Below are 15,463 nucleotides of genomic sequence, written 5' to 3' on the forward strand. Positions count from 1 at the left end.
CCATCCAATAAAAAAGCCCGCCGAAGCGGGCTTTTTTATTGGGCGAATGTCCAACTGATTCTGCAGGCAATCACTTGATCTCGTAATCGGAGAGCGACTTGCCGGCTGCCAGGGCTTCCGTGACCCAGCGCGGCTTGCGGCCACGGCCACCGGACCAGGTTTCGCCCGTCGGGCCGCGGTATTTGGCGGCGGCCTTGGCGGCTGCAGGACCTGCGCTGCGCTTGGTTGCGGCGGCACGGCCACCACCCAGCTTCAGATCGGAAGCGGTCAAACCGTATTCCGCAATCTTCCTGCGCACTTCTTCGATCACGCCGGCCCGCTCCTGGTTACGCAGGTCTTCGGCCTGCTTGCGCAATTGCGCAATCTGCTCGTCGTGCTTCTGGATCTGGGAATTGATATCGGCGAGTGACGAAGCCATTGTTGGACTCCTGTTGTGAATTGAAAACGGCTGAATTCTAATTCAAACCACTTTTGCCACAAGCGCCTTTTCAGCAGAAAAATGCAGGCGCATTGGTGGAATGCAACAACCCGCAACACACGCGCACCATTTTGGGTACTTTCAAAATCGAGGGTAGCGGGGAAAGAATGCGGCGTGCAACCAGGCGCTTGAAGCGACGGCGAAGCCAGAAATGACAACGCCGGGCAAGCCCGGCGTTGGAATCCCTTGGGTGCTATTGAGAAATAGCGCTGGGACTGAATTTTTTGGGGTGGCTGATGGGACTCGAACCCACGACGACCAGAATCACAATCTGGGACTCTACCAACTGAGCTACAGCCACCGTAGAGCCTCTGATTGTAGCGTTAAAAATCGCGGCTTTCGCTCCCGCGATCACCAAAGACGCTGAAATGCCACATCGACATGCGGCCCAACGCCTTCAGAGGCCGTCCGCGATGGCCTGCCGCCACACATGCGCCCTGCCCCATGGGCATAACTTCGCAGTCGCCCGTTCGATGTGCCTGGACGACGCTGAGCCGCGAATGGCTCCGCTATCATGAATGCGAGCGGCCCGACCGGGCCCGGCTTTCGCCACTTCACTTCATCAAAGGAACTTCTTCATGAGCATCGTCTGGACTATCCTGATCGGGTTCGTCGTGGGTCTCGTGGCGCGGGCCGTCAAGCCGGGCAACGATTCCGCCGGCTTCATCGTGACCACGCTGATCGGCATCGCAGGTTCGCTGGGCGTGACCTACCTCGGCCAGGCAATGGGCTGGTACACCGCCGGCCAGGGCGCCGGCTTCATCGCCTCCGTGCTGGGCGCGATCGTGCTGCTGATTCTCTACGGCCTTATCAAGCGCAAGAGCTGATGTCCCTGACGCCGTGCCGCGCAACGCGGCCGGCGGTTCTTCCGGTTGCCTGAGCCCCCACTTCTTCAGCCAGCCTCGCGAGGCCTTCCCGCCAATGCCCCGCAAACCACGCGCCCGTCATCACGTCTATGTGGTCGAACTCGACGACCGCGTCTGGAACAATGGCCGCTTCCGGCGCGCCAACCCCGACTACCAACTCGGCAAGCCCTTCGTGTATGTCGGCATGACCGGCCTGGACCCCGACATCCGTTTCGACAAGCACAAGGCCGGCATCCAGGCCAACCGCTTCGTGCAGGAGTTCGGCCTGCGGCTGCTGCCCGCGCTCTACGAACGCTACAACCCGATGCCGTATGACGATGCGCGGCTGATGGAGGTCGACCTGGGCATCGCCCTGCGCCGCGCCGGTTACGGCGTCTGGCAGGCCTGACGCGGTTCAGGAGTAGGTGACCCAGTCCTCGTACGCCGGGCCGTCGAGGTGCGGCAAGGTGTTGTAGGTCACGAGCATGTGCCGCTTCGGCGTGAAGGCGAACTCGGTCACCGAGCTGTTGCGGATGCGCAGGTTGAGTTCGATGGTCGTCTCGGCGCTCGTGCCCAGCACGTGGCCGACCGCGGTGCTGATCGGCCCGCCGCTCGACACCACCAGCACCTTCGCGCCATGGTGCCGCTCGCGCACATGGTCGAGCGCCGTGGTCACGCCGGCCAGGAAGTCGACATAGCTCGGCATGCCGACCGGCGCCGTGCGCCCCTGCATCCATGCACCCAACCCGTCGCGCAGCAGGCGGAAATGATGGCGGTACATCTCGGGCGAATCGGGCTTTTCGAGCTTGCCCTGGTGCACCGTGGCAATGACGGCTTCGCTGTCGTACTCGTTGAGCCCCGGCCATGGGAGCACGTCGTCACGCGACAGCCCGAGCCCCTGCGCGATGCCCTCCCAGGTCTGCTTGTGGCGCTTCAGCGTGCCGGTGATGACGGCATCGAAACGCATGCCGCGCTCGCGCCAGTATTCACCCAGGCGCACGGACTGCCGGTGTCCGAGCTCGCTCAGGTTGTCGTAGTCGGCAGCACCGAAGCTGGCCTGCCCGTGGCGCACGAGGTAAAGGGTTCCCATGCGCCGGATTCTGGCAAGAAGCGCGACACGCGCTTGTCCCTCGTGCGACCAAAAAAAAGCCCGGGTCGTCGAACCCGGGCTTGTGGCGAGCAGCAGTTGCCCGTCTGTCTCAGCGCGCCGCGGCAGCGGTCGGCAGCGTGTCGGCCGGCTTCGGCACGAGGATCTCCACCTTGAAGCGTTGCTTCAGCAGCTCGTAGTAGGCAGCGGCTTCGGCGGCAGTCACCGACTGGGCGATCTGCATGCTTTCCTGCTGCGCCTGTTCGGCCGTCGGCGGCGTGCGCGGCACGACCTTGGTCACGCGGACCACGGCATAGCCTTGCGTGCCGAGATCCACACCGAGCAGCGCGGGCAGCTTGGCGCCGTCGGCACGCAGTGCGGCGTCGATCACCGGTGCGGGCTGCGACTGCGCATCGATGCGCGACACCGTGACCGGCGCGCCGAAGCTGGCGCCGTCGGCCTTCACCGTCCACGCGGCGAGCTTGGCTTCACCCTCGGTCTTGGCCAGTGCTGCGGCGCGCTCGGTGATGAGCTGTGCGCGGATCTTGTCCTTCACCTCGGCCAACGGAATCGGATGCGCGGCCGTGTACTGCGTCACGCGGCCCGATGCGAGCTGGTTCGGACCGACTTCGATGGCTTCGGTGTTCTGCTTGCGGTCGAGCGAGTCGGAGGCATACAGCGCCTGCAGGAAGTTGCGGCTGGCGAGCGGGCCGGTGGCGCCCGGCGCGGGCGTGCGCGGCACGTTGGTGGCAGTCTGGATCGTGAGCTTCAGCTTCTCGGCGGCCGGCTTCAGGCTCTCGGGTTGCTGATAGACGGTGTCCGTGAAAATTTCCGCAGCCTTCGCGAATTCCTGCGTGGCCTGCTGGGCGCGCACTTCGTTCTCGATGGTCGCGCGCACCTTCTCGAAAGGCGGCACCACGGCCGGCTTGATGTCGGTCAGCTGGATGATGTGATAGCCGAACTCGGTTTCGACGAGGTCGCTGATGTCGCCCTTCTTGAGCGCGAACATCGCGTCTTCGAACGGCTTGACCATCGCGCCGCGCGTGACGAAGTCGAGGTCGCCGCCCTTCTCGGCCGAGCCGGGGTCCTGCGAGTTCTTGCGTGCCACGTCGGCGAAGGTGTTCGGCGCCTTCTTCACGTCGGCCAGCAACTGCTCGGCCTTGGCCTTCGCCTTGGCGCGGTCGCCGCTGGACATGCTGGCCGGCGCCGTGATCAGGATGTGGCTCGCGCGGCGCTCTTCCTTGGTGCCGAAGCGCGCGGTGTTCTGTTCGTAGTAGGTCTTGAGGTCGGCTTCGTTCGCGACGATGTTCTTCTTCGCGGCTTCGAGGTCGAGCACGAGGTACTCGATGCTGGCCTGCTCCGGCGCCTGGAACTGCGACGTGTGGTCCTTGTAGTAGGCCTCGATGTCGGCGTCGCTCACCGTGACCTTCGACGCGAAGCTTTCGGGCGCGAAGCGCGCGACCTGGATTTCACGGCGGTCGTAGAAGGCATTCACCGTGGCCGCGGTCAGCGCCGCCGGTGCGAAGCTCGTGCCCGTCACGCCCAGCAGCACCTGCTGCGAGGCCATGTCGGCGCGCACCGAGGCTTCGTACTGCTCGGGCGTGCGGCCGGTGGCGCGCAGGAAGGCTTCGCGGTCGAACTTGCCGTCGGCCGTGCGGAACGCAGCCAGGCCGGCGTCCTGCGCGAACATGCGCGTAAGGCGGTCTTCGGACACCGACATGTTGGTCTTGACCGCCGCAGCCGCCAGCACGCGATCGCGCACCATGCGCTCCAGCGTGGCGTAGCGCAGCGCGTCGGAGTCGAGCAGCGTCGGATCGACGTTGGGCGACTGCTGGCGGATGCGGTCGGTCTCGACGCGGTGCTGCTGGTCCCACTCGGGCTTGGTGATGTCGTGACCCTGGATGCGGGCCACCTTCTCGTCGCCGCCCATGCCCTGGTAGCGCTCGACACCAAAGAAGACGAACGAGGGAATGATCAGCAAGAACAAGAAAATCATCACGACTTTGTTGTACTTGCGGAAGGTATCAAACATGCTTGAACACTCTTTTTCGACGGGCGCCGGACGGCAATAAAAAAGGCGAACCGGTGTTCGCCTTTGCATCGGGTGGTGGTGGGTGCTGAGGGGCTCGAACCCCCGACCTACGCCTTGTAAGGGCGCCGCTCTACCAACTGAGCTAAGCACCCCACCTGGAATACTCTCCGAGTCTACAGCCTCAGTTCAGCGCGTCTTTGAGCGCCTTGCCGGGACGGAACTTCGGGATCTTGGCTGCCTTGATTTTAATCGCGTCGCCGGTGCGGGGATTCCGGCCGGTGCGGGCTGCGCGTTTGCCGACTGCGAAAGTGCCGAAACCGACGAGCGACACGGAACCGCCCTTCTTGAGCGTGGTACGAATGGCGCCAATGGTGGATTCGAGCGCACGGGTCGCTGCGGCTTTGGAAATATCGGCGTTCTTTGCGATGTGCTCAATCAGTTCGGTCTTGTTCACAAGGGCCCCTTGTCGAAAAAAAGTTGGTCGGCTTTCGTCAGCTGCGACCTGGCCGCGACGGGAGCGACTCAAGAACATGGCAGGCCTGACGCCTCGGCAGCTCACTGCCAGCGAGGATTACAACCACTGGTCTGCGGGGTGTCAATAAGACACAACGCACTGCAGCCCAGCGGAGCGCGCGATTTTAGGGGCGTTTCGCGACGTACTTTTCAAAGGGCCTCGGCAATTGCCTTTCCGAGGTCGGCCGTGCCCGCCCGGCCGCCGATGTCCGGCGTGCGCGGTGCGCCGCTTTGGGGCGCGAGTACCTTCTCGATGGTCGCCAGGATCGCATCGTGCGCGTCCTTGTGACCGAGGAACTCCAGCATCATCGCGCCGCACCAGATCTGGCCGATCGGGTTGGCGATGCCCTGCCCGGCGATGTCCGGCGCCGAGCCGTGCACCGGCTCGAACAACGAGGGCGTGGTGCGCTCGGGGTTCAGGTTGGCGCTGGGCGCGATGCCGATGGTGCCGGTGCAGGCGGGGCCGAGGTCGGACAGGATGTCGCCGAACAGGTTGCTCGCCACCACCACGTCGAAGAAGTCGGGCCGCTGCACGAAGTGCGCCGTGAGGATGTCGATGTGGAACTTGTCCAGCGTGATGCCCGGGTAGCCCTTGGCCATTTCCACCACGCGCTCGTCCCAGTACGGCATGGTGATCGAGATGCCGTTCGACTTGGTCGCGCTGGTCAGGTGCTTCTTCGGCCGCGATTGTGCGAGTTCGAAGGCGAACTTCAGCACGCGGTCGACGCCCACGCGCGACATCACGGTTTCCTGCACCACGATCTCGCGCGGCGTGCCCTGGTACATGCGCCCACCGATGCTCGAGTATTCGCCCTCGGTGTTCTCGCGCACGATGTACATGTCGATCTCGCCGGGCGCGCGCGGCGTGCCGTCGCGGCGCACCACGGGCGCGACGATGCCGGGCATCAGGCGCGCGGGACGCAGGTTGATGTACTGGTCGAACTCGCGGCGGAACATGAGCAGCGAGCCCCACAGCGACACGTGGTCGGGAATCTTCTCGGGCCAGCCGACCGCGCCGAAGAAGATGGCGTCGTGGCCGCCGATCTGGTCCTTCCAGTTGTCAGGCAGCATCTGGCCGTGCTTCTCGTAATAGTCCCAGCTCGAGAAGTCGAAGTGGTCGAACTTCAGGTCGATGCCGAATTTGCGCGCCGCCGCATCGAGCACGCGCAGCCCCTCGGGCATGACTTCCTTGCCGATGCCGTCGCCGGCGATGACTGCGATTCTGTGGGTGCTCATGAAGTGGCTCCTGGGTGTTCAGGGGAAACGAAAAAATTCAGCGCCTCGGCCAGCAAGGCGTCGGGCGCTTCTTCGGGGATGTAGTGGCCGCAGGGCAGCGCGCGGCCCGACACGTCGTCGGCACGCTCGCGCCACAGCGAGAGCACATCGAACGCGCGCCCCACCGCCCCGTGTTCGCCCCACAGCACGCGCAGCGGCTGCGCGAGGCGGCGGCCGGCGGCGATGTCGGCGCGGTCGTGCTCGAGGTCGATGGTGGCGGAGGCGCGGTAGTCCTCGCAGATGGATTCGGCTGTGCCCGGGATGGCGATGCAGCGCTCGTACTCGGCCAGCACCTCGGGCGCGAACGGCGCGAGCCCCGCGTGCCGCCCGCCCATCACGCTGCGTATGTAACGCACCGGGTCGGAGGCGATCAGTGCCTCGGGCAGCGGCGGCGGCTGGATCAGGAAGAACCAGTGCCAATAAGCCTTGGCAAACGCTTCGGATGTGTGTTCATACATGGCCAGCGTCGGCGCGATGTCGAGCAGCAGCATGCGCTCGACCGCGCCGGGATGGTCGGCCGCGAGCCGGTGCGCCACGCGCGCGCCGCGATCGTGCGCGAGCACGGCGAAGCGTTCGAAGCCATGGTGATGCATGGCGGCCAGCGCGTCGCGCGCCATCTCCCGCTTGCTGTAGACCGCGTGTTCAGCGTCGGCCGCCGGACGACCCGAGTCGCCGTAGCCGCGCAGGTCCACGGCGATCACCGTGAAGCGCTCGGCCAGCGCGGGCGCCACGCGGTGCCAGATCGCATGCGTCTGCGGATGGCCGTGCAACAGCAGCAAGGGAGCGCCCTGCCCGCCGATGCGACCGTGGATGCGCACGCCATCGCGGGCGATGTCGAAGCGGGGAAAGTCGAGGAAGGAAGCCGTCACGCCGCGATTGTGCGTTGCACCTCGGTGGCCATCAAGCAACAATCAGCCAATTCATACTTTCCACTTTGGCATGAATCCCCACGCGATGGAACGCGGCGATCTCGAACTGGTGCTGGCCATCCGCGACCAGGGCAGCCTGGCCGGCGCGGCCGCCACGCTCGACGTGGTGCCCTCGGTCATCACCAAGCGGCTCGGCGCGCTGGAGGCCCGGCTCGGGCAGCGGCTGTTCGACCGCACGACGCGGCGGCTCAGCGTCACGGCCGAGGGCGAGGCCGTGTGCCTGCATGCGCGCACGCTGCTCGAAGGCTTCGCGGCGCTCGAAAGCGAACTCGGCGAACGGCAGAACGCGCTGATCGGCACGGTCCGTCTCGCCGCCACCTTCGGCTTCGGCCGGCACTGGCTCGGTCCGGCGCTGGCGGACTTCCAGGCGCAGCACCCCGGCCTGCAGGTCGAGCTGCTGCTGACCGAGCAGCTGCCCGACCTCGGCGCCGAAGGCTACGACGGCGCAGTCTGGCTGTGGGCGGTGCAGCAGCACCGCGCCGCCGACTGGACCACGCGCCGCATCGCGCGCAACCAGCGCGTGCTGGCCGCCTCGCCCGACTACCTGGCACGCCGCGGCACGCCGGCCACGGTGGAGGCGCTGGCCACGCACGACTGCCTGATCGCGCGCGAGAACGGCGACGCCGCGCAGTCGCGCCAGTTCGCGCTCTGGACGCTGCGCCACGCGCGCGACGGCAGCACGGCGCGCGTGCGGGTGCAAGGCCCGCTCACGAGCAATTCAGGTGAGATGGTGCGCGACTGGTGTCTCGCGGGCCACGGCGTCATGCTGCGCAGCCTCTGGGACATCGCGCCGCAGCTCGCAAGCGGCGAACTCGTGCGCGTGCTGCCGCTGTACAGCATGCCCGATGCCGACATCCACTGGGTCGCGCCGTGGCGGCCGAAGACGCCGCGCCGCGTGCGCCTGCTGGTCGATCACCTGGTCGAGCAGTTCCGTTCGGAGCCCTGGAAGCCGGCCAAGCCGGCCGGGCGCTGAAAAAGAGAAAGCGCCGTCAGCGCTCCGCGCGCACCACGAGGCTCACGCCGACGGCCGTCAACCCGATGCCCAGCACCGTGGTCCAGGTGATCGGTTCGGCGAACAGCAGCCAGGCCATCAGCGCCGTGCACGGCGGCACGAGGTACAGCAGGCTGGTGACGGCGGTGGCCGTGCCGCGCTGGATCAACATATAGAGCAGCGAGCTGCCGCCCAGCGACAGCGCCAGCACCGACCACGCCATGGCGCCGATCGAATGCGTGTTCCATTCGATGGCCTGCGCCTCGAGCGCGGCGAAAGGCAGGGTCACGAGCAGCGCGGCGGCCATCTGCACCGCGCTGGCGCTGCGCACGTCGCAAGGCGCGACGAAGCGCTTCTGGTACAGCGTGCCCGCCGTGATCGACAGCAGCGCCATCACGGCCAGCCCCATCGTCAGCGCGTTGACCTCGGTGCCCTGCCCCAGCTTGCGCGACACCACGAGCACCAGTCCGGCGAAACCCAGGGCCAGCCCGGTCCACTGCCGTCCCGAGATGCGACCACCATTGAAAGACAGCCACACCGCCGTGAGCACCGGCTGGATGCCGACCAACAGCGCCACGAGCCCCGCACCCATGCCCGCATGCACCGCCGCCCAGACACCACCGAGGTAGCCGGCCTGCATCAGCACGCCCGTGACCGCGAGGTGCCCCCATTGCGATCGCTTCGCCGGCCACGCCACGCGTGCGAGCACGACCCACACGCCGAAGCAGGCGAGCGACAGCGCATAGCGCACGGCGAGGAACTTGAGGGGTGGCGCGTAGGGCATGCCATAGCGCGCAACGATGAAACCCGTGCTCCAGATCAGCACGAAGACCGCCGGCATCGCCCGCAGCCAACCTGCGTTGCGGACCGAGACGGCCGCGGTCATTTGGAGTGGGCCCGGATCTCGGGAATGGCCTTTTGCAGGTAATAGACCATCGACCAGACAGTGAGCACCGCCGAGATCCAGATCAGCCACTGGCCCCACAGGCCGGTGTCGATCACCTTGAAGAGGTGCCCGTCATAGAGCAGGAAGGGAATCGCGACCATCTGCACGGTCGTCTTGACCTTGCCGATCATGTGGACCGCCACGCTCTTGCCGGCGCCGATGCGCGCCATCCATTCGCGCAGCGCCGAAATGGCGATCTCGCGGCCGATGATGATGAGCGCAACAAACACGTCGGCGCGCTGCAGATGCACCAGCACCAGCAGCGCGGCGCAGACGAGAAACTTGTCGGCCACCGGATCGAGAAAGGCGCCGAAGGAAGAGGTCTGGTTGAGCTTGCGCGCCAGGTAGCCGTCGAGCCAGTCGGTGGCGGCGAACACGATGAACATGACCGTGGCGATCAGGTTGCGCGTCGGTTCGCTGATCGGCAGGTAGAAAACGCCGACGATCAACGGAATCGCGACGATGCGCGTCCAGGTCATGATGGTCGGTAGGGTCCAGAACATGCGGGCGATTGTGTCATGCACGCGTGAAGCGCCGGAAGGACGGGGGCAATCCCGGCTTCAACGCAGCGCGCGATAGATTTCCTCGGCCAGTTCGGTGGCAATACCTTCGACCGAGGCGAGGTCTTCGACGCTCGCCGCCGCCACGCCGCGGATGCCACCGAAACGCTGCAGCAGACGCGCCCGGCGCTTCGGGCCGATGCCCGGAATGTCTTCGAGCTGGCTGCCGCCCACGCGAACCTTGGCGCGCTTGGCCCGCATGCCGGTGATGGCGAAGCGGTGCGCCTCGTCGCGGATCTGGGCCACGAGCATCAGGGCGGCCGAATCCTTGCCGAGGTAGACCTTCTCGCGGCCGTCGGCGAACACCAGTTCTTCGAGCCCGACCTTGCGGCCCTCGCCCTTCTCGACGCCGACGATCAGCGACAGCGGCAGGCCCAGCTCGCTGAACACCTCGCGCGCCATCGACACCTGGCCCTTGCCGCCGTCGACCAGCACCAGGTCGGGCATGCGCGCGGCCGGCGTCCTGGGCGGCGGCGCCTCGACGCCCTCGGCCCCTTCGCTCTCGGCATCGCCCGGCGCCAGCGCCTGCGTCTCGGCCGCCATCGCCTCGGCCAGCTTGCCGTAGCGGCGGTGCAGCACCTGGCGCATGGCCGCGTAGTCGTCGCCGGGCGTGATGCCCTCGATGTTGTAGCGGCGGTACTCGCGGTTCTGCATCGTGTGGTGCGCGAACACCACGCACGAGGCCTGCGTGGCCTCACCCGCGGTGTGCGAGATGTCGAAGCACTCGACGCGGAAGTTGTCCAGGTCGTCCGACGCCAGCTCGAGCGCGTCGGCCAGCGCACGGGTGCGCGCCTGCTGCGAGCCCTCTTCGGCCAGCAGCCGCGCCAGCTGCAGGCCGGCATTCGTCTCGGCCATCTCGAGCCAGTGGCGGCGCTGTTCGTGCGGCTGGAACACGGCCGTCACGCGCGCGCCGGCCTGCTGCGAAATGGCCTCGATGAGCGCCCGGCTCACCTGCCGGCCCAGCACCAGCGTGGCGGGCACCGGCACGTCGATGTAGTGCTGGGCGATGAAGGCTTCGAGCACCTGCACCTCGATCGGGTCGGCGACCACCGGGTCGGCGCCGTCTTCGGCGTCGAGCTCGCCGTGGTGAATCTGCGCCGCGTCGTCCACGTGCACCGGAAAGTACGCGCGGTCGCCCAGGTGGCGCCCGCCGCGCACCATGGCGAGGTTGACGCAGGCCTTGCCGCCCTGCACCTTGACCGCGAGGATGTCGACGTCCTTGTCGGACACCACCTCGATCGACTGCTGGTGCAGCACGCGCGAGATCGCCGACATCTGGTTGCGCAGCTCGGCCGCCTGTTCGAACTCGAGCTTCTCGGCGTGCGCCGTCATGCGCTGTTCGAGCGTGGAGAGCACGCCCTGCGTGTCGCCGAGCAGGAAGGCCTCGGCGCTGGCCACGTCCTGCGCGTAGGCCTCGGGCGAAATGAGGCCCACGCAGGGGCCGCTGCAGCGCTTGATCTGGTACAGCAGGCAGGGCCGCGTGCGGTTGGCGTACACCGTGTCCTCGCAGGTGCGCAGGCGGAACACCTTCTGCAGCAGCTGGATCGATTCCTTCACCGCCCAGGCGCTCGGGTACGGCCCGAAGTAGCGGTGCTTCTTGTCGACCGCGCCGCGGTAGTAGGCCAGCCGCGGAAACCCGTGCGAGGCGATCTTCAGGTAGGGATAGCTCTTGTCGTCGCGAAACAGGATGTTGTAGCGCGGCTTGAGCGTCTTGATCAGGTTGTTCTCGAGCAGCAGCGCCTCGGCCTCGGAGCGCACCACGGTGGTCTCCATGCGCACGATCTTCGAGATCATGTGGCCGATGCGGGTGCCCCCGTGGCTCTTCTGGAAGTAGTTGGCAACCCGCTTCTTGAGGTTGCGCGCCTTGCCCACATACAGCACGGCGCCGGCCGCGTCGAAATAGCGGTAGACACCCGGCAACTGCGGCAGGGCCGCGACTTCGCTGAGCAATTGATCGGAATGCACGTCGGACATGGCGGCTATTGTGGCGCGCGGCGCGGGGCCCTGCGGCGCCCCCGGCACGAACGCGACACGCACGGGAATGAAATGTGCTCATGATGGACGCGGGCGCGAGGAGCGCCCGTTGTCCTTCGAATAACACCACTCAGGAAGCACTCTCCATGAACAAGAATTCCACGCGCGCGTGGTGGGCCCTGACGCCCCTCGCGCTCTCCCTGGCCCTGGCCGGCTGCGGCGGCAACAGCAACAACAACGCGCAGAACAACGCCGCACTGGTCGCGGCCATCGCCGCGATCAACGCGGCCAACCAGCCCACGCCCACGCCCACGGCCCCGCCCGCCGCCGACAACGGCTGCCAGATCCCGAGCAGCGGCACCTCGGTGGTCGTCGGCTCGGGCGACCCGGGCGATCCGGCCGCGCCGGAGCCGGCGTCGGGCTACGTGCCCGGCCACAAGCTGGTGTACGCCAAGAACTACATGGTGGTCGCGAACCACCCGCTGGCCACGCGGGCCGGCTGCGACGTGCTCAAGGCCGGCGGCAGCGCGGTCGATGCGGCGGTGGCGGTGCAGGCCGTGCTCGGCCTGGTCGAGCCGCAGTCGAGCGGCCTGGGCGGCGGTGCCTTCATGCTTCACTACGACGCGGCGACGAAGAAGGTGCAGGCCTACGACGGTCGCGAGACGGCGCCTGCCGCAGCCACCGAGAACTACCTGCGCTGGATCGACGACACGAACGACCAGACCGCACCCAAGCCCGGCGGCGCCCGAGCGAGCGGCCGCTCCATCGGCACGCCCGGCGCCGTGCGCATGCTCGACATCGCTTATCAAGACCACGGCAAGCTGCCCTGGAAAGACCTGTTCGGCTATGGCATCACGCTGGCGTCCGACGGCTTCCTGATCGGCGGACGCATGGCGACCGCCATCGCGGGTTCCGCATCGAGCCTGAAGCGCGACGCCGACGCCACGGCCTATTTCTTCAACGCCGACGGCACGCCCAAGGCGCTGGGCACCAAGCTCACGAACCCGGCCTATGCCAGGACGCTGAACACGATCGCCACACAGGGCGCCAACGCCTTCTACACAGGCGACATCGCCCAGGGCATCGTCGACAAGATCGGCATCACCACGGCAGCCAGCGACGGCTCCGCCATCACGCCCGGCAAGACCACGCTGGCCGACCTGGCCACCTACAAGGCCAAGCGCCGCGACCCGGTCTGCAGCACCTACCGCGAGTACTACATCTGCAGCATGTCGCCGCCGTCCTCGGGCGGCATCGCGGTGGTGGCGACCCTCGGCATCCTCGAGACCTTCAACCTGGGCCTGTACAAGCCGACCGCCATCGACCTCGAAGGCGGCAAGCCGAGCGTGATGGGCGTGCACCTGGTGAGCGAAGCCGAGCGGCTGGCGTATGCCGACCGCGACAAGTACGTGGCCGACACCGACTTCGTGCCGCTGCCCGGCGGCAGCCCCGCCATGCTGATCGACAAGTCCTACCTGCAGGGCCGCGCCAGCCTCATCAGCCTGACGAAGAGCATGAATCTCGCCAAGGCTGGCGACCGGGGCGATGTGCCGCTGGGCATCGACAAGACCGAAGAGCATGGCACCACGCACTTCACCGTCGTCGACAAGCAAGGCAACGTGGTCGTGATGACCACGACGGTGGAAGGCAGCATGGGCTCGTTCCACATGACGCAGGGCTTCCTGCTGAACAACCAGCTGACCGACTTCGCACTCAACCCGATCGACACCTCGGTGACCCCGAACGTGAAGTTCGCCAACCGCGTCGCGCCCGGCAAGCGCCCGCGCAGCACGATGGCGCCGACGCTGGTGTTCAAGAAGAACGCCGACGGCAGCATGGGCGAGTTCGTGATGGGCACCGGCTCGCCGGGCGGCGGCACGATCATCCAGTACGTGGTGAAGACACTGGTTGGCGCGCTCGACTGGGGACTCGACGCGCAACAAGCCACATCACTGGTCGACTTCGGTGCCACCAACACCCCACCACCGACGCCCCCTGGCGCCACCTACAGCCTCACCAACGTGGGCGGCGAGCACCCGGCCATCGACACCTCGAACTCAGACAACAACGATCCGCTGATCGCCGGCCTGCGCGCGCTCGGCCACACGGTGAACCTCGGAGCGCAGTCCAGCGGCGTGAGCACCATCCTGCGCACGAACGTCGGCGGCAAGCCCGTGCTGACCGGTGGCGCCGACCCGCGCCGCGAAGGCATCGTGCTGGGCGACACCTTCACGCCCTGAACGACAAAGGGGCTGGCGCAACCTCCGCTGCGCCAGCCCCCTTGCCCGATCACCTGTTTATTTACTTAGCGACTTCCGACACCAGCCGGTACAGGAACTCGCGCCCGTCGTACAGGCGCTGGATCTCGATGCGCTCGTCCAGCCCGTGTGCGCGCGCATCGGCCGGCTCGAGGAACATGCCGGTCACGCCGTACATCGGGATGCCGGCGTTGCGCAGGAAGCGGCTGTCGGTGGCGCCGGTGCTCATGGCGGGCACCACGGGCACGCCGGGCCACATCTGCTGCGTGAGCGTCTCGACCGTCTTCACGAGGTCGCCGTTGAGCGGCGAGGCCGGGCTGCGCAGCGGCTTGCCCATGTTGCGCACCACGATCTTGTCGTTGCCCACGGCCTGGGTCAGCAGGCGCTCGACCTCCTCGGGATCGTCGTGCGGCAGGATGCGGCAGTTGACCGTGGCCTTGGCCGATTGCGGCAGCGCGTTCTCGGCATGGCCGGCCTGCACCATCGTCGCCACGCAGGTGGTGCGCAGCTGCGCGTTGTAGGCCGGGTTGGCCGTCATGCGCTCGAGCACGCCGGCGTCGGGGTTGCCGCTGCCGATGGCGCGCATGTCGTCGGCCAGCTGGCCGGTGGCGAAAGGGGCGCTGCGCGCGAAGTAGGTCTTGGTGACGTCCGCGAGCTTGATCGGGAAGGCGTAGTTGCCCAGGCGCTCCAGGCCGGCCGAGAGCGCGTAGATCGGGTTGGTCTTGGTGGGCACCGAGCTGTGGCCGCCGACGTCGCGCGCCTCGAGCATGTAGGTGGTGTACATCTTCTCGGCCACCTGCATGCGGTGCAGGTTCGGCTTGCCGCCGCGCAACTCGCCGCCGCCGCCCTCGTTGATGCCGAACTCGGCCTGCAGCAGCTCGGGCTTGTTGTTGATGAGCCAGAAGGCGCCGTTGCTCAGCGCGTCGCCGCGCTCCTCGTCAGCGGTGAGCGCCAGGATGATGTCGCGCTTGGGCTTGAAGCCTTCCTGCTTGAGCTGCCCGAGCACGGAGACCAGCGCCGCGGCCATGGCCTTGTCGTCGATGGCGCCGCGCGCCGTGAAGTAGCCGCCGGTTTCCTGCAGCTTGAAGGGATCGGTCTTCCAGTCTTCGCGGCGGGCCTCGACCACGTCGATGTGGGCCAGCAGCAGCAGCGGCTTCTTGCTGCCGTCGCCCTTGAAGCGCAGCACCAGGTTCCCCTTCTTCGGGAAGGGCTCGAAGATCTGGATGTCGCCGGGCGCGAAGCCCGCGTCGACCAGCCGTTTTTCCATGGCCCGCGCCGCGACCGTGTTGTCGCCCACCGAGTGGGTGGTGTTGATCTCGATCAGTTCCTTGTAGATCTCGCGAAAGCGCTGCTGCTGCGCGGTGAGCGGCGCGGTCTGGGCCTGGGCGCCCGCAATGCCGGCCAGGGCCAGCGAGAGCGCGAGCACGCCGCGTTTGGCGCTGCTCAAGGGCGAAGAAGAAAACGACGAACGGCGACGGGTCTGCATCCTCATGGTCTGGCTCTCTCCGATGGTTGTTGTGGCGAGGGCAGCATAGCAAGCGGGCCCCGTTTTCGCCCGCGCCTGAGCGACCGCGA

The 15,463-nt window shown here is 67.0% G+C and carries 14 protein-coding genes and 2 tRNA genes; 4 read left to right on the forward strand and 12 right to left on the reverse strand.

What is annotated here, in order from left to right; translation table 11 throughout:
* Positions 1-70: 70 nt before the first annotated feature.
* Entirely contained in the window at positions 71-418 is a 348-nt protein-coding gene (locus tag AC57B8_RS30015; RefSeq protein ID WP_056583066.1) for an H-NS histone family protein, read from the reverse strand.
* 285 nt (positions 419-703) lie between these two features.
* A tRNA-His gene (locus AC57B8_RS30020) sits at positions 704-779 on the reverse strand.
* A gap of 277 nt (positions 780-1,056) precedes the next feature.
* Between AC57B8_RS30020 and AC57B8_RS30025 the strand changes: the two genes are divergently transcribed.
* Both AC57B8_RS30025 and AC57B8_RS30030 read left to right on the forward strand, forming a co-directional pair.
* The gene (locus AC57B8_RS30025; RefSeq protein ID WP_062479046.1) at positions 1,057-1,305 is read left to right on the forward strand and encodes a GlsB/YeaQ/YmgE family stress response membrane protein; all 249 of its coding nucleotides are present in this window, start codon (positions 1,057-1,059) and stop codon (positions 1,303-1,305) included.
* Between the two features lie 94 nt (positions 1,306-1,399).
* Positions 1,400-1,732, forward strand: a complete 333-nt coding sequence (locus AC57B8_RS30030) for a hypothetical protein (RefSeq protein WP_095744681.1) — start codon at positions 1,400-1,402, stop codon at positions 1,730-1,732.
* A 6-nt stretch (positions 1,733-1,738) separates the two neighbouring features.
* On the opposite strand, the gene AC57B8_RS30035 is transcribed toward AC57B8_RS30030, so the two are convergent.
* The 6 genes from AC57B8_RS30035 to AC57B8_RS30060 all read right to left on the reverse strand — a co-directional run bounded on the left by AC57B8_RS30035 (position 1,739) and on the right by AC57B8_RS30060 (position 7,099).
* Positions 1,739-2,413: a histidine phosphatase family protein gene (locus AC57B8_RS30035; protein ID WP_095744680.1), complete on the reverse strand. Its 675-nt coding sequence runs from the start codon at positions 2,411-2,413 to the stop codon at positions 1,739-1,741.
* Positions 2,414-2,522: 109 nt separating this feature from the next.
* Entirely contained in the window at positions 2,523-4,442 is a 1,920-nt protein-coding gene (locus tag AC57B8_RS30040) for a SurA N-terminal domain-containing protein (protein WP_062479055.1), read from the reverse strand.
* A 76-nt stretch (positions 4,443-4,518) separates the two neighbouring features.
* Positions 4,519-4,594, reverse strand: a tRNA-Val gene (locus AC57B8_RS30045).
* A 29-nt stretch (positions 4,595-4,623) separates the two neighbouring features.
* Positions 4,624-4,896, reverse strand: a complete 273-nt coding sequence (locus AC57B8_RS30050) for an HU family DNA-binding protein (protein WP_007830705.1) — start codon at positions 4,894-4,896, stop codon at positions 4,624-4,626.
* Between the two features lie 209 nt (positions 4,897-5,105).
* Entirely contained in the window at positions 5,106-6,191 is a 1,086-nt protein-coding gene (locus AC57B8_RS30055) for a tartrate dehydrogenase (RefSeq protein ID WP_062479058.1), read from the reverse strand.
* On the reverse strand, positions 6,188-7,099 hold the full coding sequence (locus AC57B8_RS30060; protein ID WP_496481590.1) for an alpha/beta fold hydrolase: 912 nt from the start codon (positions 7,097-7,099) through the stop codon (positions 6,188-6,190). Before AC57B8_RS30060 ends, AC57B8_RS30055 begins: the two co-directional genes overlap by 4 nt.
* A 70-nt stretch (positions 7,100-7,169) precedes the next feature.
* On the opposite strand from AC57B8_RS30060, the gene AC57B8_RS30065 reads away from it, so the two are divergent.
* The gene (locus tag AC57B8_RS30065; RefSeq protein WP_082818222.1) at positions 7,170-8,132 is read left to right on the forward strand and encodes a LysR family transcriptional regulator; all 963 of its coding nucleotides are present in this window, start codon (positions 7,170-7,172) and stop codon (positions 8,130-8,132) included.
* Positions 8,133-8,148: 16 nt separating this feature from the next.
* On the opposite strand, the gene AC57B8_RS30070 is transcribed toward AC57B8_RS30065, so the two are convergent.
* Genes AC57B8_RS30070 through uvrC form a run of 3 tightly spaced genes read right to left on the reverse strand, consistent with a single transcriptional unit; the run spans position 8,149 to position 11,630 of the window.
* Complete coding sequence (locus AC57B8_RS30070) at positions 8,149-9,036, reverse strand: DMT family transporter (RefSeq protein WP_095950969.1); 888 nt, start codon at positions 9,034-9,036, stop codon at positions 8,149-8,151.
* Complete coding sequence (pgsA, locus tag AC57B8_RS30075) at positions 9,033-9,599, reverse strand: CDP-diacylglycerol--glycerol-3-phosphate 3-phosphatidyltransferase (protein WP_062479069.1); 567 nt, start codon at positions 9,597-9,599, stop codon at positions 9,033-9,035. Before pgsA ends, AC57B8_RS30070 begins: the two co-directional genes overlap by 4 nt.
* Positions 9,600-9,656: 57 nt before the next feature.
* Positions 9,657-11,630 carry an excinuclease ABC subunit UvrC gene (gene uvrC / locus AC57B8_RS30080; protein WP_496481591.1) on the reverse strand — a complete coding sequence of 658 codons (1,974 nt, stop codon included), beginning with the start codon at positions 11,628-11,630 and terminating at the stop codon, positions 9,657-9,659.
* Between the two features lie 146 nt (positions 11,631-11,776).
* Here uvrC and AC57B8_RS30085 point away from each other — a divergent pair, with 146 nt between their 5' ends.
* Positions 11,777-13,870: a gamma-glutamyltransferase family protein gene (locus AC57B8_RS30085; RefSeq protein WP_496481592.1), complete on the forward strand. Its 2,094-nt coding sequence runs from the start codon at positions 11,777-11,779 to the stop codon at positions 13,868-13,870.
* A gap of 61 nt (positions 13,871-13,931) precedes the next feature.
* Here the strand turns inward: AC57B8_RS30085 and AC57B8_RS30090 are convergent, their stop codons facing one another.
* Positions 13,932-15,380 carry a M20/M25/M40 family metallo-hydrolase gene (locus AC57B8_RS30090; protein WP_095744620.1) on the reverse strand — a complete coding sequence of 483 codons (1,449 nt, stop codon included), beginning with the start codon at positions 15,378-15,380 and terminating at the stop codon, positions 13,932-13,934.
* Positions 15,381-15,463 lie beyond the last annotated feature (83 nt).

It is taken from the genome of Variovorax sp. BGA-UO-ETr-C22, from assembly GCF_059567965.1.